Consider the following 16,361-nt stretch of genomic DNA (forward strand, 5'->3'; position numbering starts at 1 on the left):
TCATCCGCCGGCGATTCGGGACAGAGCCCCGAAAAACACGTCCGTGATCTTCGCCGGGTCCGGGCCAGGAACGCCTGCCCGCCCGTCGCACCCGTCAGCTGGTCCAGCTCCGTCTTGTCCGCGTCCGGCCCGATGCCCACTCCGATCAGCGGGATCGGGCGGCGGGGGTCCTGCAGCTTCGCCAGCTCGGTCAGCAGGTCCGCGCGGGAGATGCCGTGCGGGTCCTCGTTGCGGCCGTCCGTCATCACGATCACCAGGTTCAACCGGCCCGGCTCCCACTCTCGCCGCGCTGTTCGGTACGTGTCCAGGACGCTGTCGTACAACCCCGTTCCGCCGTCCGGGGTGGCCGTCACCCTGGCCAGTTTGTCCAGTGCTCCGCTCGCCAGGTGCTGGGCCACCGATGCCATCGGGAGCAGCTCGCGGTAGTCCTTGTCGCCGTCCAGGCGGGTCGAGAACGCCAGCATCCGCAGCTGCGTCGCCGGCTTGAACAGGTGCATGGCCTTGGCCGCCGCCTCCATCGTCACCTGCATGCGGTTCAGGTTCGTCCCCGGCACCTGCGCGTTCATCGAGCCCGAGACGTCGATCAGCACCTGGACCCGCGCGCTCAGGTTGATGCCCGCCCACTGGTTGAGCAGCTCGTCGACCACCGGTGCCGGTGGGAGGTTCGCCACGCGGATGCCCGTCGGCTGGACCCGCGGGTCGTCGGGGTGGTCGCGCAGGGCCTGGCCGCCCGCCGCGCGCAGGCCCGTGCGGGCGATCGCGTCCGATCCCGCGTCGCCCAGGACCGCGTCGCGCAGCGCCTGGACGAGCGGGCGCTGCTCGGGCGTGATCCCGCCGAGCTCCGCGAACGGGTAGTCCAATGTGGGCACCGCCGTCGAGTAGACCGCGACGAGCGGGGAGCTCGGGTCCTCGACGTTGTGGCGCAGCAAGGAGTTCTCCGACGCGGGGAACGCCGTCACCGCCGCCGCGCCGCTGCCGTCACTGGATCCCGGCAGCCGGGCGATCAGCTCGGTCTCCGCGCCCAGCGTGTTGGACGAGAACCGCCGCAGCATCGCCACGTACGCCGCCGACGGCTCGGGTGCCGCCTTGACGCTGTCGCGCAGGCCCAGCAACGCCACCGCGCCGACCGCGTCCCGCGACGGGTCCGGCATCCCCGGCACGACGCCGGGCGCGGCCAGTGTCTCCGCCCAGGTGGGCACGCGGTCGGGCCAGCCGAGGCCCTTGGCGACGTCCGCGGCGACCGCGAGCACCACCGGCGAACTCGCCACCGACGCCCCGGTCTCGGGGACGTCGGCCGCGCCGAGCTGGTGGGCGCGGCGCAGCGCGAGCGTGGAGTCCGGCACCCAGACCTGCGGCCGCGGGCTGCCGTCCGAGAGGGCGAGCCGCTCGGCGGCCTGCGTCGCTTCGCGCGTCTGGATCTCGATGCTGCCGCACTGGAGGTTCAGGCTGTGCACGACGAGCGACAGCGCGGGCGCGATGTCCGGCGAAGCGGTGACGAGGACCTTCGCCGGCTGCTCGCACTTCGGCTTGGCGCGCACGGTCGTCACCGTCACCCACGCGGCCGCTCCGAGGACCAGCACGAGACCGGTCGCGAGGACAGGCACCAGCAGCCGGTGTCGGCTCCCGTCCGAATGACGTCCCATCGGCGCGGCCTCTCTGCGCGAGGCGGGTGGGGATCAAGGTTATCCCGCAGCAAAGCGGCCGCACGTGCGCCGGACGGCCTAACAGGCGGACGAACTCCTCCTCCGGAGGGACCCGTCCCCACCCGCAGCGGGTGTCCACGGCCGCGGACGGCGGAACAAAACGCGGAACGCCTTCGCCCACCAGGCGAAGGCGTTCCGCGGGAAAGGACTCAGACCGGGATGACCGTCGGGACGATCATCGGACGGCGGCGGTAGGTGTCGGCCACCCAGCGGCCCACCACCCGGCGGACCGCCTGCGCGATCCGGTGCGTGTCGGTGATGCCCTCGGCCTCCGTGCGCGCCAGCTCCATCTCCACCAGCGGCACGACGGCGGCGAGCGCCTTCGGGTCGTCGGAGAAGCCGCGGCCGGACACCGTCGGGCTGCTGACCGCGCGGCCCGTGCTGGAGTCCACCGCGACGCTGATCGAGATGAACCCGCCCTCGCCGAGGACCAGCCTGTCCGACAACGTCGACTCGCCGACGTCGCCGACCGACAGGCCGTCCACGTACACGTGCCCGACCTCGACGCGGCCGGTGCGGGACGCCTTGCCGTCGACCAGGTCGACGACCACGCCGTCCTCGGCGATCACCACGTTGTCCGGGGCGACGCCGGTGCGGATCGCCAGCTCGCCGTTCGCGCGCAGGTGCTTCCACTCGCCGTGGACCGGCATCACGTTGCTCGGGCGCACCGCGTTGTACAGGTAGAGCAGCTCGCCCGCGGACGCGTGGCCGGACACGTGCACCTTCGCGTTGCCCTGGTGGACGACGTTCGCACCGAGCCGGGTCAGGCCGTTGACCACGCCGAACACCGCTGTCTCGTTGCCCGGGATCATCGAGCTGGCCAGCACGACCGTGTCGCCCGCGCGGATCGAGATCTGCCGGTGCTCGCCGCGCGCCATCCGCGACAGCGCCGAGAGCGGTTCGCCCTGCGACCCGGTCGAGACGAACAGGACCTTGCTCTCCGGCAGGGTGCTCGCCTGGTCGAGGTCGACGAGCAGGCCGTCCGGCACGTTCAGCAGGCCCAGTTCGGCCGCGATGCCCATGTTCCGGACCATCGACCGGCCGACGAACGCGATCCGGCGGCCGTGCCGCTCGGCGGCGTCGAGGACCTGCTGGACGCGGTGCACGTGGCTGGCGAAGCAGGCCACGATCACGCGCTGGTCCACGCGCCGGATGACGTCGTCGAGCACCGGGCCGATGTCGCGCTCGGGCATGACGAACCCGGGCACCTCGGCGTTGGTCGAGTCGACGCAGAACAGGTCGACGCCCTCGTCGCCGAGCCGGGAGAAGCCGGCCAGGTCGGTGAGGCGCCCGTCCAGCGGGAGCTGGTCGAGCTTGATGTCGCCGGTGTGCAGGACCACGCCGGCCGGGGTGCGGATCGCCACCGCGAGCGCGTCCGGGATGGAGTGGTTGACCGCGAAGAACTCGAGGTTGAACACGCCGACGTCGCGGCGCTCGCCTTCGCGGACCTCGATCAGCTTCGGCCGCTGCCGGTGCTCCTTCGCCTTCGCGGCGAGCAGCGCGTTGGTGAACCGCGATCCGTAGATCGGCAGGTCCGGCCGCAGGCGCAGGAGGAACGGGACGGCGCCGATGTGGTCCTCGTGCCCGTGGGTGAGCACCAGGCCCTCGATGTCGTCGAGGCGGTCCTCGATCGCGCGGAAGTCCGGCAGGATCAGGTCGACGCCGGGCTGGTCGTCCTCGGGGAAGAGCACCCCGCAGTCGACGATGAGCAGCCGGCCGCCGAACTCGAAGACGGTCATGTTGCGCCCGACCTCGCCGATACCGCCCAGCGCGACGACGCGCAGAGCTCCCTCGGGCAGTGCGGGCGGGGCGTTGGTGGGGCCTGGACCTGGGGGAAGTGAGCTCACCGAGGCAGGGTCCCAACGCTGGTGTGCGAGGTCGGCGCGACGTAGGCCGCTCGCGAGTCTGCTTGTGCCACCCGCTCACCATGCCAGTCCTGAGCCGCCGTGTCGCCCAGCGGCACGCCGCCCTGGGCAAGATCAGCGGCGATCAGGGCCGTCTGCTCGGTGGTCGGCGCGACGATCGGCAGCCGCGGGTCGCCGATGTCGAAGCCGCGCAGCCGCAGCGCCGCCTTGCTGAACGCGACCCCGCCGACCCGCGACATCGCCCGCAGCACGGGCAGCATCGCGCGGTGGTTGGTGCGCGCGGTGGAGGTGTCGCCCTTTTCGTAGGCGTCGATCATGGCGCCGATCCGGCCCGCGACGACGTGACCGATCACACTCACCACGCCGACCCCGCCGACGGAGATCCACGGCAGGTTCAGCCCGTCGTCACCCGAGTAGTAGGCGAGGTGGGTGTTGGCGATGACCTCGGAGCCGGCGATCAGGTCGCCCTTGGCGTCCTTGACCGCGACGATCCGGGGGTGCTCGGCCAGCCGCAGCAGCGTGTCGACCTCGATGGGGACGACCGAGCGCGGCGGGATGTCGTAGAGCAGCACGGGCAGGCCGCTGCTGTCGGCGACCGTGGTGAAGTGCGCGAACAGCCCGGCCTGGCTGGGCCGCGAGTAGTACGGGGTGACGACCAGCAGGCCGTGCGCCCCCGCCGCTTCGGCCTGCTTGGCCTGCTCGACGCTGTGCGCGGTGTTGTTGGTGCCCGCGCCGGCCACGACGGTCGCGCGGTCGCCGACGGCCTCGACCACGGCGCGGATCAGGTCCTGCTTCTCCGCGTCGCTCGTGGTCGGGCTCTCGCCGGTGGTGCCGTTGACCACGAGGCCGTCGTTCCCCAGCTCCACGAGGTGCTCGGCCAGCTCCTGCGCCCGCTTCAGGTCCAGCGCGCCCTCGGCGTCGAACGGGGTGGCCATCGCGGTGAGCACGCGCCCGAACGGCCGTCCGGGCGCTGCGGTAGGTGGGTTGGACATGGGTGAGACGGTACCCCGAGGGTCCGACGAAAACCGCGCCGACCTGGTCACCAGGAGGATTTCCCGGGGTCGGCCGCTCGTCGCGGAACTTCTACTTGACCTTGGTCACGATCGGGGCGGTGATGGGGCCGCCGTCGGCGCGCGCGAGCAAGCAGTAGAACTCGCGGCTGGGCTCTTCACCCTGCTTCGCCGGCGCCCGGCGCCACTCGGTCTCGGTGGGCACGAGCGCGCGGAAGGTGAGGTCCGCCCGGTTCGCCTCGGGCACGATCGACGACCGGAACGCGGTCGCGCACGCGGCTTCCCCGCTCGCCGTCACGGCGGGCAGGCCGGGGTAGGCCGCGACCTTGGCGTCGTCGGTGCTCCAGTTCTCGACCGAAATCAGGTTCCCGATCTCGTAGACCTCCAGCGTGTGGCTCTTGTCGCAGTCGGTCTTGTTGTCTTCCTCGCTGATGATCGACCCGTCCTGGATCGGGGTGTTGAAGCACCGGTAGTAGCCGCCGATGTCGGTGCGGAGCTGGCCGCCGACGCCGTAGGTCATCGTCGGCTGCTTCTGCTCGTCCGGGGCGGGCGTCTCGTACGCCTTGCCCGCGAAGAAGCCGCCGGCCAGGGCACCGGCCACGAGCACCGCGGCGCCCGTGAGCCACCAGGCCCGGTGGGTCTTCGCCGTTGCCGCCGGGGCGGCGGACGGGAAGAGCATGGCGGTGCCGCCCGGCGGGGTCGGCCGCACGCCCTGCGCCGTGGTCAGCAGGTTCTGGGCCTGGGCCGCGGTCAGCCGGGCGTCGGGGTTGGCGACGAGCAGGCCGAGGATGGCCGCGGCGATCGGGCCGTGGCCGCGGGTCAGGTACGGGATCTCGGTCATGATCGCGTGCAGCGTCGCCGCGGTGGTCGCGCGCTCGAACGGGATGGAGCCTTCGACGGCGAAGAACAGCGTCGCGCCGAGGGACCACAGGTCGGACGCGGGCAGGGCTTCGCGGCCCTGGACGCGTTCGGGCGCCATGAAGGCGGGCGAGCCGACGATCATGCCGCTGGTGGTCAGGCGCGGGTCGTCGACGGCGTGGGCGATGCCGAAGTCGGTCAGCTTCACCCGGCCGTCCGGCGCGACGAGGATGTTCGCGGGCTTGACGTCCCGGTGCACGATCCCGGCGGAGTGGGCGGCCTGCAGCGCGGCGAGCACCCGCTCCCCCACCTGCGCGGCCTGCGCGGCGGGCATCGGGCCGCGCTGCCGCACGAGGTCGGCGAGGCTCGGCGCTTCGACGAGCTCCATGACGATGAAGGTGGTCCCGCCGTCGGTGATGACGTCGTAGACGGTGACGATGGCGGGGTCGTTCAGCCGCCCGCCCGTGCGCACCTCGCGCAGCGCCCGTTCGGAGAAGACGGCGGCGGACTCGGCGTCGGGCAGCCGGAGCTCCTTGACGGCGACCTGCCGCCCGATGACCTGGTCCTGCGCCCGCCAGACGACACCCATGCCGCCGCGGCCGAGTTCGCCGAGCAGCAGGTAGCGGCCGGCGACAACCCGCTGACCAGGCGTGACGGGGGCCTGCGGCGGGTAGGGCCGGGTCTGTTCGTCGGTCACGGTGCTCCTTTTGGCGGCGGTCGCGCAGATGCTAGTCGGACCGTCGCGCAGCGCTGCCGGTTCCGCGGAATTCGTGACCCGGCGTGGTGGGAAAGCGACGTCAGCCGGCGAAGGTGAGGTAAATCAGCACCAGGTTGAGCGCGATGATGATCGCCGCCACCACAGAGGCCGCCACCGTGGTCAGGCGGCGATTCACGTCCTCACCCATCAGCGACCGGTCGGCCGTCAACCTGATCAACGGGACCAAGGCGAACGGGATGCCGAACGAGAGCACCACCTGCGACACCACCAGCGCCGCGCTCGGGTCCGCGCCCAGCGCCAGCACCACGATCGCCGGGGTCAGCGTCACCAGGCGGCGCAGCACCAGCGGGATCCGCTTGTGCAGCAGCCCCTGCATGATCATCGCGCCCGCGTACGCGCCCACCGACGTCGACGCCAGGCCCGACGCCAGCAACCCGATCGCGAACAGCAGCGCGATCCCCGGCCCGAGCGCCGAAGCGACCGCGCCGTGGGCGCCCTCGATGCTGTCGACGCCCTCCTGGCCCTGCAGGTTCGTCGCAGCCAGCAGCAGCATGCCGAGGTTCACCGCGCCGGCCAGCAGCATCGCCAGTCCGACGTCGGCCCTGGTCGCGCGCAGCAGGCGGCGGCGCTGGGCCCCTTCGGAGCGGCCGTGACGGTCGCGGACCAGGCCGGAGTGCAGGTAGACCGCGTGCGGCATCACCGTCGCGCCGAGCATCGCCGCCGCGATCAGGACGCTGCCGGCGCCGTCGAAGCGCGGGACCAGACCGCCCATCGTCGCCGCGGCCGACGGCGGCTCGACGAACAGGCTCGCCAGGAAGCCGATCGCGATCACCGCCAGCAGCCCGGTCACCACCCGCTCGAAGGTCCGCTGGCCGCCGCGGTCCTGGATCGCCAGCAGCGTCAGCGACACCGCCCCGGTGATCAGGCCGCCGACGATCAGCGGCAGGTCGAACAGCAGGTTGAGCGCGATCGCGCCGCCGACCACCTCGGCCAGGTCGGTGGCGATCGCGACGATCTCCGCCTGCGCCCAGTACGCCAGCCGGGCCGGCTTCGGCAGCCGGGCGCGCAGGGCCTCCGGCAGCGACATCCCGCTGACCAGGCCGAGCTTCGCCGACAGGTACTGCACCAGCACGGCCATCAGGTTCGCCGCGACGATCACCCAGACCAGCAGGTAGCCGTAGCGGGCGCCGGCGCTGATGTTGGAGGCGACGTTCCCCGGGTCGACGTAGGCGATGGCGGCGACGAACGCGGGCCCGAGCAGGGCGGACCCGGCCCGCAGGCGGCTGGCCAGTCTCGGCCGGACTGCCTCGGTCACAGCCATGACGCCACCTCTCGAACCCCGGATGTCGGGCAACCCAAACCGAAGTTTAGGCATGCCGAACTTCGCTTTTCAAGGGTGAGGACTCCCACCCTCGTCACCGGCTTACACGGTTCGGTGGTCGGCAAACATCAATCGCGGGCGACGTCGTGACCGGACTCACGCAGCGCCGCGACCGCGTGGTCGAGGTCGCCGGCCTTGACCAGGATGTGGTCGGTGTCGAACGTCGAGATCGAGAACAGCGCGACCCCGGCCGCGGCCAGCTCGGAGGCCAGCGCGGCGATGATGCCGGTGAGCGTGAACTCCAGCGGCCCGCGCACCGACAGCAGCCGCCAGCCGTCCTCGGCCGCCGTCGCACCGCCCGGCTCGCGGCCGGCCAGGCAGATCACCGACAGTTCTTCGGGTGTCCGCGTCACCGAAACCAGGGTGTCCCCGGGTTCGAACAGCTCGGTGGGCACGGGGGCGTCCGCGGGCAGCCGCACGACGGCGTACTCACCGGGACGGACGTCGATCGCGAGTCGCTTCATCAGCCTTCCAGCACCTTCGGGCTCGTGGCGATCTCGGTGCCGTCCGGCAACGTCGAGATGGTGAAGTCGGCGAACACGTTCGGCGCGGCCTTCTGCAGCTGCCGCAGGCACTCCACGGCCAGCTCGCGGATTTCCACGTCGGCGTGCTCGGTGGCGCGCATGGCGACGAAGTGCCGCCAAGCGCGGTAGTTCCCGGTCACGACGATCCGGGTCTCGGTCGCGTTCGGCAGCACCGAACGGGCGGCCTGCCGGGCCTGCTTGCGGCGCAGCGTCGCGCTCGGGACGTCGGCGAACTTCTCCTCGAGCCCGGTCAGCAGCTCGGTGTAGGCCTCGACGCTCGCCCGGGTCGCCGCCACGAACTTCTCGTGCAGCACCGGGTCGTTCGCGATGATCTCCGGCTCGACGAACTCGGCGTCGCGCTCCGGGACGTACCGCTGCGACAGCTGGGAGTAGGAGAAGTGGCGGTGCCGGATCAGCTCGTGGGTCAGCGACCGGGAGATGCCGGTGACGTAGAAGGTCACCGAGCCGTGCTCCAGCACCGAGAGGTGGCCGACGTCGATGATGTGCTCGAGGTAGCCGGCGTTGGTGGCGGTGGCCGGGTTCGGCTTCTGCCACGACTGGTAGCAGGCGCGGCCGGCGAACTCCGCGAGCGCTTCCCCGCCGTCCGCGTCGGTCGACCACGGCACGTCCCCGGGCGGGAAGAACTCGGTCTTCGCGATCAGCTGCACTCGGGGTGACACGGTTCCGGTCACGTCAGCACTCCTTCTCCCGGTTCCCGCGCAGCCTAACCGCGTGAGGCCGGTCACTCCCGGGTGACGGGCGACATCATCGCCGCCTTGACTGACACCACCTATGACGTCATAGTGGTGTCATGGACCTGACGCCGTACATCGCCACCCTTCGCGAGGACCTCGCGAACACGGCTGCCGCCGGGGACGAGCAGACCCGGCGGGCGGCCGCGCTGCTGTCCTCCGCGCTCGAGCCCGCCGTCCGCCTGACCCTGATGAACGCCCTCGCCGACCTCGCCGCCGAGGTCACGGCCGCACTGCCGGGCCAGGTGGTGGACGTCCGGCTCGACGGGCGGGACGTCCGGGTCGTCGTCACCGGCACCGCCGAGGAGCCGACGGCACGCGAGACACCACGTGACACCACACCGCCGCCACCCATCGACGGCGGTGACATCAGCCGGATCACCCTCCGGCTGGTCGAGCAGATCAAAGGCCAGGCCGAACGCGCGGCCGCCGCCCAGGGCGTCTCGCTGAACACCTTCGTTTCGCAGGCGGTCCAGGGCGCGCTGGGGCACGGCAAGAGCGGCGGCGGCCACAAGCACCACGGCGGCAGGGGCGGCGGATCGCACCTGCACGGCTGGGTCGAAAGCTGAGGGGGACGAGACGATGAGTGAAGAACAGACCACACCGGCCGGAGAGCCGAACGACGAGCTGGTCCGGATCGACGAGTTCGAGACCGACGTCCCGCTGGAGCTCGACATCAGCGTCACGATCGGCCGCGTCGAGGTCGTCCTCGACGGCGACTCCGGCGCGCGCGTCGAGCTGCAGCACGACCAGGGCGAGCAGCAGCCGTGGGTGGCGGGCGTCAACAGCCTGCTGTCGTGGGTCGGCGAGCGCTTCGGCGACCAGCTGGGCGTCGACCCGTCGAGCTCGCCCGCCGAGGCCGTGCGGCAGAGCCGGATCGAGAAGCTCGGCAACCGCCTGGTCGTGCAGGCCCCGAAGGCGTGGCAGCTGCGCAACGCCGCGCTCGCGGTGAAGGTGCACGCGCCGGCGGGCTCGCACGTCGAGGTCCGGGCGGGCGCGGCGGACGTCACGGTGACCGGCTCGGCCGGCCGCGTCGACCTGCTGACCGGCTCCGGCGAGGTGAAGCTCGACCGGGCCGACGGCTCGGCGACCATCCGCACCGGCAGCGGCGCGGTCAAGCTCGGCCCGACACTGGGCGGGCTGCAGCTGCGCAGCGGCAGCGGCCACGTCGAGGCGTCGTCGATCAGCGGGTCCGCGACGCTGGCCACCGGCACGGGCGACGTCTGGCTGGGCGCGGTGGCGGGCGAGGTGATGGCCCGCACCGGCAGCGGCGACCTTTCGGTGGCCGACGCGGCGTCGGGCTCGCTCGACCTGATCACCGGCTCGGGCGAGGTCCGGATCGGCATCCGCGGCGGGACGGCCGCCGAGGTCGACCTGACCTCCAGCGCCGGCCGCGTCTCCAGCGAGCTGGACGTCGCCGAAGCCGCGCCCGAGGGTGGGGTGCAGCTGAAGGTGCGCGCCCGCACGGGCACCGGCAACGCCGTGGTGACACGCGCGGCGGGCTGAGCAAGGGGGAGGGACGGGCCGTTCCCGGGACGGGGGTGCCGGGAACGGCCCGTTCGCGCGCGAAATACCGGCGCAGAATCGGCGCGCGGCCAGGCTTCGAGTCGCAGAAGGCCGGTCCCGGCGGCGACGGGCATGGCGCGCGGCGGCCGGTGGACCTGCGAACCGCAGCCTGGCGACGGCGAACGCGGCCGCCAGCCACACGCCGGTAGGCCTACGAGCCGGACCTGCCGAGCGCTTCCGTGACCGCCGAGGCGATCAGCGCGACCACCCGGTCCTCGTCGTCGGCCATGCGCCGCAAGGTGTCCTGCGACAACGGGGCCGGGAGTTCGGCCAGCGCCTGGGCCACGCGGATCCGGACCGCCGTGTCCGCGGACAGCTCGGCGGCCAGCGCGCTCACGATCCGGTGCCCCAGCTCCGGGTCCGAGGCCAGGGTGCCCAGGACCTCCGCCGCTTCGACGTCGTTCGTTCCCTCGGCCACCATGGCGACCAGGGTCGGGACCGCGGCCGTCGTTCCGCGGCGGCCGGCGGCCAGTGCCGCGTGGCGGCGGATGCCCGGCTCCGGGTCCTCGAGCGCGGATACCAGCGCCGCGGCCGCCTCTTCTCCCGGTAGCTCGGCGATCGCCAGGAGCGCGCGCCGCCGGACTTCGGCGTCGGGTGAACTCAGGCCGGCGGCCACCGCGGGCAGGCCGTCCGCGCCCGCCCGTGCCAGCGCCCAGCGCAGGGCCCCGGCGACGTTCGGGTTCGTTTCGGTCAGGACCGCCCTGGCCAGCAGCTCGGTGGGGAGCGGCACGTCCAGCGCGGCCTGCTGCCGGCGCCCCGGGCTGGGGGAATCGAGCCCGTGCAGGAGCTCGACGACGTGCAGCACGCCGTCCCAGCCGGTGGGCTCCGAGGCGTCGATCGCGCGGAGCCGCTCGAGCAGCTCCCGCTCCCGCTCCAGCCGGTCTTCGGTCCGCCGGATCAGCTCACCGACCAAAGTGGACGGTGTGAAGGCCGGATCCGCCAGCGCCTGCCCGATCTGCCGCAGCGACATCCCCAGCGACCGCAGGCCTTCGACGTGGAAGATCCGGCGGATGTCGGCCTCGGCGTACTCGCGGTAGCCGCCGACGGTCCGGCCGGTCGGCCGCACCAGCCCGAGGGAGTCGTAGTGCCGCAGCATCCGCGAACTCACCCCGGACCGGCGGGCCACCTCACCGATCAGCACGCCGCACCCGCAGCGCGCTCCGGCCGCAAGGCGCCCACGGCCGTCTCACCCATCAGCTCGCCGCGCGTTCCGGGCCGAGCGCGACGATCCGCCTCGCCTCGTCGACGGCCAGGTCGAACCCGCCCTCCGGGTCCTGCAGCAGCCGTTCCGTGGCCCGAGCGTGCGCCCGCACGACCGGGTCGGCACTCAGCAACCCCGCCCGCAAGGCCCCCTCCGCCACCTCGCCGAGCGCGACGAGGGCCCGGCTGAGGCTCAGCTGCACGGCCCGGTCACCCCGGCCGAGCTCACGAGCCAGCTCGGCCGCCAGGTTCGCCTGCTCCCCCGGCGGCACGAGGACGACGGCCGCCCGCCAGGCGCTTCGCGCGACTTCGTCGTCCCGGTCGTGCAGCAGCTCCCGGGTGAGCGCCGGCCACGCCGCCCGGTCGCCGATCTTCGACAGCGTGTGCAGGGCCTGGCTGCGGGCCTGGGCCCGGCCGGAGCGCAGTTCCGCGACGAGCCGGGGCACGGTCAGCTCCGCGGGCAGGCGGGTCAGCGCCCAGGTGAGCATGTCGCGGACGAAGAAGTCCGGCTCGGCCGCGCACCGCGCCACCAGCGCCTCGACGAGCCCCGGGTCGGCCCTGGTGCCCGCGGCCAGCGCCGCCTGGAGCCGGGTCGACGGGTTCGCCGCGCCCAGCGCGTCGAGCAGCCGGGTGTCCGTTGCGTGGTTCATCGTGACCACCTCCTCCCCCGCAGTGAAGACCTTGTCACAGTGTCAAGGTCAAGCTTCCTCAGCGCACCAGCTTCGCCAGCGGCCCGGCCAGGTCGCCGCGGAGGCCCACCACCACGCCGGACAGGCCCAGCCACTCAGCCATGTGCCGCAGCTCCGCCGCCAGCTCCGGGAGGACACGGGCCACGTCCGCGCCCTCCTCCGCGAACGCCCCTGGACCCGCAGCACGCCCGCGGCCCGGTCGGACTTCAGGTCCACCCGCGCGACCAGCGAACCGTCCAGCAGGAACGGGAACACGTAGTACCCGTACACCCGCTTCGGCTCCGGGACGTAGATCTCGATCCGGTAGTGGAACCCGAACAGCCGCTCGGTGCGGGCCCGCTCCCAGATCAGCGGGTCGAACGGGCACAGCAACGCCCGGCCGGCGACGTTCCGCGGTGTCCGCGCCGCGACGTGCCGGTAGGCCACCTGCTTCCAGCCGCGCACCGCGACCGGCTCCAGCTCCCCCGACTCGACCAGCTCCGCCACCGCCTGGCGGGCCGGGGCCGGGCCGAGGCGGTAGTAGTCGCGCAAGTCGGTCTCGGTGGCCACGCCCAGCGCCCGCGCCGACCGCGAGATCAGCCCCCGCGCCCCCTCGTCGGCGGTGACCGAGCGGGACAGGATCTCCGGCGGGACGACCCGCTCGGTGAGGTCGTAGAGACGCTCGAAGGAGCGCCTCGTGCCCGTGGTCAGCTGGCCGATGCCGAACAGGTACTCGCAGACGCGCTTGACCTCCGACCGCTCCCACCACGAGCCCGGCCCGCGGCGCTGCGCGTCCGCCTCCACCGCGCGCTCGATGCCGCCCGCGCCGATCGGGCCCAGCTCCTTGACCACCGACAGGATTTCGTCGACCAGGCCCGGCGACTTCTCGATCAACGGCCCGTAGTGCCGCCACCAGCCGTCGCGCTTGGCGCCCGAGCGGATCAGCGGCCAGTCTTCGATCGGGAGCAGGCTCGCCTCGTGCGCCCACGTCTCCACCAGCAACCGCGGGCGACGCGCCGAGTGCGCCCACGCCGCTTCGTCGAGCATCGCCGGGTCGTACGAGCCCAGCCGCGAGAACACCGGCATGTAGTGGGCCCGGACCGCGACGTTCACCGAATCCAGCTGCAGCAGCTGGACCCGCGACAACACCCGTTTCAGGTGCTGCCGCGAAGGCACGCCGGAGGGACGCGGGTCGCTGAAGCCCTGTGCGGCCAGGAACGTCTTCCGGGCCGTCGAGACGCTGATCGTTTGCATGATGGGGTCATGGTGCCACCCACCACCGACAAAACCGGCGACCGTCCATCCATGCCCCCACCACCGCCCTCAACGGAGGCGCTTCGCGCCGCTGTACTAATTTCACGACCCATGAGCGACGCCGCCGTCCGCCCCGCCGACCTGTCCGACGCCGCGGAGATCGCCCGCATCCAACGCGACACCTGGCACGCCGCCTACGAAGACCTCCTCGGCAAGCAGGCCCTCGCGCAGCTGGCCGCCACCGACCTGGCCGGCACCTGGGCCGAGACCATCGACTACCCGGACAGCCTCGTGTACGTGGCCACCGAAGGCGAGTTCACCGTCGGCTTCTGCGTCGCCGGCCGCGCGCCCGAAGAGGAGGTCGCCCAAGCCGACGGGAGCCTGCCCGAGGACGCCGGGACGACCGGGCTGATCGCCACCCTGCTCGTCGAGCCGCGCTGGGGGCGCCGTGGGCACGCGGGGCGGCTACTCGCGACGGCCGCCGCGGGCCTGCGGGCCGACGGCGCCTCCCGCGGCATCGCCTGGGTCGCCCAGGGCGACCACGCCACCCTCGCCTTCTACCGCCGGGCCGGCTGGAACCCCGACGGCACCGTCCGCACCCTCGACACCGGCGACCGGATGGTCCGCGAAGTCCGGCTCACCGGCACCCTCGACCTCGAGCTCGCCTGAGTCCCGGAAGATCACCCACCGCATCACGGCGTACATGAACACGCCTTCGCACGCGCCCGCGAGCAGCCGCGAGACGTGGTATTCGACGCCCAGCGCCGTCAACCCGGCGCCCACACCCAGCAGAAACGCCGCGTAATTGACACCGATCGCAATGATGTAAAGCGCGAGTTGGGTTCCGACGGCGGCGTGGGAATGGAAGTTGAACGTCCGGTTCAGCGCGAAGCTCAGCCCGAACGCGCAGACGTAAGCGAGCGTGATCGCCAGCCACACCGGCCAGCCGAACACCCCGTGGAAGACGGTCAGCAGCCCGAGGTCGACGCCGAACGTGAACCCGTTGATGAGGCAGAACCCGAGAAACGTCGGCGCCACGATCCGCGACAGACCCAGTGGCAGCACGCGCACGACGGCCTGGCAGAGGGCGCCGAATCGGTCAGCGGGCGTACGGGGTTGCTCGGCGGCCACCCCGTCAGTGTTCCGGCGGAGGGTGACGGGAAGCCGTCCGTCAGGTGATCTTCTGGTGCGGACCACCGGCCGAAAGGTGGGGTCAACCCCAGTGCGCGGAGATTTCGAACTGATAACTTGGAAGAACGCGAGAGCTTTTCAGGAGGTGACACGATGAGCTGGATCCTGCTGACGCTGGGCGTCGCGTTCGGTTCGGCCATCGTGCCGCTGATCAACGCCGAGGTCTTCCTGCTCGGGCTGTGCGCGAGCCAGCCGGGGCTGCACTGGTTGTGGCTGGGGCGGCGGTGGCGGTCGGGCAGATCGCCGGCAAGACGCTGTACTACCTCGCCGCGCGCGGGACGATCAAGCTGCCGAAGCCGTTGCACGACCGGCTCCACCGCGAGCGGCCTTTGACGCCACGGCGCGTGCGCTGGCAGCTGCGGACCAAGCGGATCCGCGGGTGGGTCGAGCGGCTGCGCGAACGCTGCCACCGGCACCCGCACTGGATGGCGGGGACGTACGGAGTGAGCTCCCTGGTGGGCCTGCCGCCGTTCATGGCGACGAGCGTGCTGGCCGGGTTGGTGCGGATGCGGCTCGCGACGTTCCTGACCACGGGACTGGCCGGAAGGTGGATCCGCTTCAGTTTGATAGCGGCTTCACCTGCGGTGTTCGCGGGGTGGCTGCACCACTGAGAGCAGGGCGGTCCAGGCGGAGCGGGAGACGGTGAGCTGGCCGAGGTGGCGGGCTTTCGTGTCCCGCACGCCGACGGTCTCGGCGAGGAGCACCTCGACACATTCGCCCTCGTTCGCGCTGTAGCTAGACTTTTGCCAGTCGTAGCCGACCTCGACACACTCGGCCTCGGCTCCGCTGTGGCTCGACTTGCGCCAGGTGAACATGCCGCCCCCTTCATCGCGCTAGCTCCCGAAGGAGGGCCTGCGAGGCCTCCTCGGTCAATGCCTTGCCCAGTAAGAGCTTTACCAGCTTCCGATAAGGAGCGGTAGCGTCCAACCCGTTGAGGAAGCCGCTGGCGTGGTAGTGCTCGAGGTGGACGATCGCAGGGTCGGCCGGGAAGTCGTAGAGCGTGAACATCCCGATCCAGCCCGGGTGGTAGCCCGCACCGGCAGGCACGATCCGCACTGAAATGTTAGATGTAACAGCTAAGCGCAGCAGGTGGTCGACCTGGTCGGACATGATGTCCGCATCGCCGACCACCTCGCGGATCGCCAACTCGGAGATGAGTGCCTGGACCCGAACCGGCTCATAACCGGAGAGAATGCGCTGCCGTTTCAGGCGAGCCACCAGCCGCATATCGGCATCCTCGGGTTTGATTTCGGAGGCAGCGAGCAAAGCGCGCGCATAGTCGGGGGTCTGCAGCAAACCCGGGATGATCAGCGGGGACCAGTTGGTGATCAGGTTGGCCGACCGCTCGCACTGGATGACCGCCGTCAGCGCCGCGGGGAGATCCGAGGGGTTGGAGTCCAGCCAGTTGGGGTTCTTGGTGTGCTGCACCAAAGCCAGGATCCGATTGGTCGTGACCCGATCCACTCTCAGGTATCCGAGGATCCGGGCCACCTCCTCGATCGGCGGCACGCGAACCCCCAATTCCCACTGGGACAACAACCGCGGATCCACTTCCAGGGCCCGGGCCAGCTCACGCAACCCGAACTTCCGCGCCTCACGCACCTCACGCAGCGACGCGGACAACGCCCGGCAACCAGGAGAAGACGAAGTCGGTTTCATGCGGCCGATAGT

General features: G+C 71.9%; 13 protein-coding genes and 4 pseudogenes. 4 read left to right on the plus strand and 13 right to left on the minus strand.

What is annotated here, in order from left to right; translation table 11 throughout:
- From HUT10_RS13730 to thyX, 7 genes and pseudogenes are all read right to left on the minus strand, one after another.
- A pseudogene (locus tag HUT10_RS13730) lies at nucleotides 1–1,643 on the minus strand (substrate-binding domain-containing protein).
- A gap of 209 nt (nucleotides 1,644–1,852) precedes the next feature.
- Nucleotides 1,853–3,550 carry a ribonuclease J gene (locus HUT10_RS13735; protein ID WP_176171562.1) on the minus strand — a complete coding sequence of 566 codons (1,698 nt, stop codon included), beginning with the start codon at nucleotides 3,548–3,550 and terminating at the stop codon, nucleotides 1,853–1,855.
- Nucleotides 3,547–4,560, minus strand: a complete 1,014-nt coding sequence (gene dapA, locus HUT10_RS13740; RefSeq protein WP_176171563.1) for a 4-hydroxy-tetrahydrodipicolinate synthase — start codon at nucleotides 4,558–4,560, stop codon at nucleotides 3,547–3,549. Before dapA ends, HUT10_RS13735 begins: the two co-directional genes overlap by 4 nt.
- A gap of 91 nt (nucleotides 4,561–4,651) precedes the next feature.
- Nucleotides 4,652–6,133, minus strand: a complete 1,482-nt coding sequence (locus HUT10_RS13745) for a serine/threonine-protein kinase (RefSeq protein WP_176171564.1) — start codon at nucleotides 6,131–6,133, stop codon at nucleotides 4,652–4,654.
- Between the two features lie 100 nt (nucleotides 6,134–6,233).
- Nucleotides 6,234–7,475 carry an Nramp family divalent metal transporter gene (locus tag HUT10_RS13750; protein WP_176171565.1) on the minus strand — a complete coding sequence of 414 codons (1,242 nt, stop codon included), beginning with the start codon at nucleotides 7,473–7,475 and terminating at the stop codon, nucleotides 6,234–6,236.
- A 128-nt stretch (nucleotides 7,476–7,603) separates the two neighbouring features.
- Complete coding sequence (locus HUT10_RS13755; protein WP_176171566.1) at nucleotides 7,604–7,999, minus strand: ACT domain-containing protein; 396 nt, start codon at nucleotides 7,997–7,999, stop codon at nucleotides 7,604–7,606.
- Nucleotides 7,999–8,751: an FAD-dependent thymidylate synthase gene (thyX, locus tag HUT10_RS13760; protein WP_176171567.1), complete on the minus strand. Its 753-nt coding sequence runs from the start codon at nucleotides 8,749–8,751 to the stop codon at nucleotides 7,999–8,001. Before thyX ends, HUT10_RS13755 begins: the two co-directional genes overlap by 1 nt.
- 119 nt (nucleotides 8,752–8,870) lie before the next feature.
- On the opposite strand from thyX, the gene HUT10_RS13765 reads away from it, so the two are divergent.
- Nucleotides 8,871–9,380: a toxin-antitoxin system HicB family antitoxin gene (locus tag HUT10_RS13765; protein WP_176171568.1), complete on the plus strand. Its 510-nt coding sequence runs from the start codon at nucleotides 8,871–8,873 to the stop codon at nucleotides 9,378–9,380.
- Nucleotides 9,381–9,393: 13 nt separating this feature from the next.
- Nucleotides 9,394–10,317 carry a DUF4097 family beta strand repeat-containing protein gene (locus HUT10_RS13770; RefSeq protein WP_176171569.1) on the plus strand — a complete coding sequence of 308 codons (924 nt, stop codon included), beginning with the start codon at nucleotides 9,394–9,396 and terminating at the stop codon, nucleotides 10,315–10,317.
- Nucleotides 10,318–10,528: 211 nt separating this feature from the next.
- Here the strand turns inward: HUT10_RS13770 and HUT10_RS13775 are convergent, their stop codons facing one another.
- From HUT10_RS13775 to HUT10_RS13785, 3 genes and pseudogenes are all read right to left on the minus strand, one after another.
- Complete coding sequence (locus tag HUT10_RS13775; protein WP_176171570.1) at nucleotides 10,529–11,518, minus strand: HEAT repeat domain-containing protein; 990 nt, start codon at nucleotides 11,516–11,518, stop codon at nucleotides 10,529–10,531.
- A gap of 52 nt (nucleotides 11,519–11,570) precedes the next feature.
- Nucleotides 11,571–12,227, minus strand: coding sequence for a HEAT repeat domain-containing protein (locus HUT10_RS13780; protein WP_176171571.1), 657 nt, complete (start codon nucleotides 12,225–12,227; stop codon nucleotides 11,571–11,573).
- Nucleotides 12,228–12,285: 58 nt separating this feature from the next.
- A pseudogene (locus HUT10_RS13785) lies at nucleotides 12,286–13,499 on the minus strand (winged helix-turn-helix domain-containing protein).
- A gap of 111 nt (nucleotides 13,500–13,610) precedes the next feature.
- Between HUT10_RS13785 and HUT10_RS49980 the strand changes: the two are divergent.
- Complete coding sequence (locus HUT10_RS49980) at nucleotides 13,611–14,168, plus strand: GNAT family N-acetyltransferase (RefSeq protein ID WP_217709604.1); 558 nt, start codon at nucleotides 13,611–13,613, stop codon at nucleotides 14,166–14,168.
- A gap of 66 nt (nucleotides 14,169–14,234) precedes the next feature.
- Here the strand turns inward: HUT10_RS49980 and HUT10_RS50935 are convergent.
- Nucleotides 14,235–14,696 (minus strand): annotated as a pseudogene (locus HUT10_RS50935) (GtrA family protein); the annotation flags it as partial.
- An 87-nt stretch (nucleotides 14,697–14,783) separates the two neighbouring features.
- Between HUT10_RS50935 and HUT10_RS13795 the strand changes: the two are divergent.
- A pseudogene (locus HUT10_RS13795) lies at nucleotides 14,784–15,301 on the plus strand (hypothetical protein).
- On the opposite strand, the gene HUT10_RS13800 reads toward HUT10_RS13795, so the two are convergent.
- Both HUT10_RS13800 and HUT10_RS13805 read right to left on the minus strand, forming a co-directional pair.
- Nucleotides 15,266–15,505, minus strand: a complete 240-nt coding sequence (locus HUT10_RS13800) for a DUF397 domain-containing protein (protein WP_176171572.1) — start codon at nucleotides 15,503–15,505, stop codon at nucleotides 15,266–15,268. The pseudogene HUT10_RS13795 and the gene HUT10_RS13800 sit on opposite strands and share 36 nt — an antisense overlap.
- A 10-nt stretch (nucleotides 15,506–15,515) precedes the next feature.
- The gene (locus HUT10_RS13805; protein WP_176171573.1) at nucleotides 15,516–16,349 is read right to left on the minus strand and encodes a Scr1 family TA system antitoxin-like transcriptional regulator; all 834 of its coding nucleotides are present in this window, start codon (nucleotides 16,347–16,349) and stop codon (nucleotides 15,516–15,518) included.
- Between the last annotated feature and the right edge of the window lie 12 nt (nucleotides 16,350–16,361).

This window comes from Amycolatopsis sp. Hca4 (assembly GCF_013364075.1).
Taxonomy (GTDB): Bacteria; Actinomycetota; Actinomycetes; order Mycobacteriales; family Pseudonocardiaceae; genus Amycolatopsis.

What these genes read in the sequence shown, in the direction of transcription:
- HUT10_RS13765 (WP_176171568.1), top strand. Translation starts at nt 8,871, where the DNA reads ATGGACCTGACGCCGTACATCGCCACCCTTCGCGAGGACCTCGCGAAC.
- HUT10_RS13750 (WP_176171565.1), bottom strand. Translation starts at nt 7,475, where the DNA reads ATGGCTGTGACCGAGGCAGTCCGGCCGAGACTGGCCAGCCGCCTGCGG.
- HUT10_RS13805 (WP_176171573.1), bottom strand. Translation starts at nt 16,349, where the DNA reads ATGAAACCGACTTCGTCTTCTCCTGGTTGCCGGGCGTTGTCCGCGTCG.
- HUT10_RS13770 (WP_176171569.1), top strand. Translation starts at nt 9,394, where the DNA reads ATGAGTGAAGAACAGACCACACCGGCCGGAGAGCCGAACGACGAGCTG.
- dapA (WP_176171563.1), bottom strand. Translation starts at nt 4,560, where the DNA reads ATGTCCAACCCACCTACCGCAGCGCCCGGACGGCCGTTCGGGCGCGTG.
- HUT10_RS13800 (WP_176171572.1), bottom strand. Translation starts at nt 15,505, where the DNA reads ATGTTCACCTGGCGCAAGTCGAGCCACAGCGGAGCCGAGGCCGAGTGT.
- HUT10_RS13780 (WP_176171571.1), bottom strand. Translation starts at nt 12,227, where the DNA reads ATGAACCACGCAACGGACACCCGGCTGCTCGACGCGCTGGGCGCGGCG.
- HUT10_RS13755 (WP_176171566.1), bottom strand. Translation starts at nt 7,999, where the DNA reads ATGAAGCGACTCGCGATCGACGTCCGTCCCGGTGAGTACGCCGTCGTG.
- HUT10_RS49980 (WP_217709604.1), top strand. Translation starts at nt 13,611, where the DNA reads ATGAGCGACGCCGCCGTCCGCCCCGCCGACCTGTCCGACGCCGCGGAG.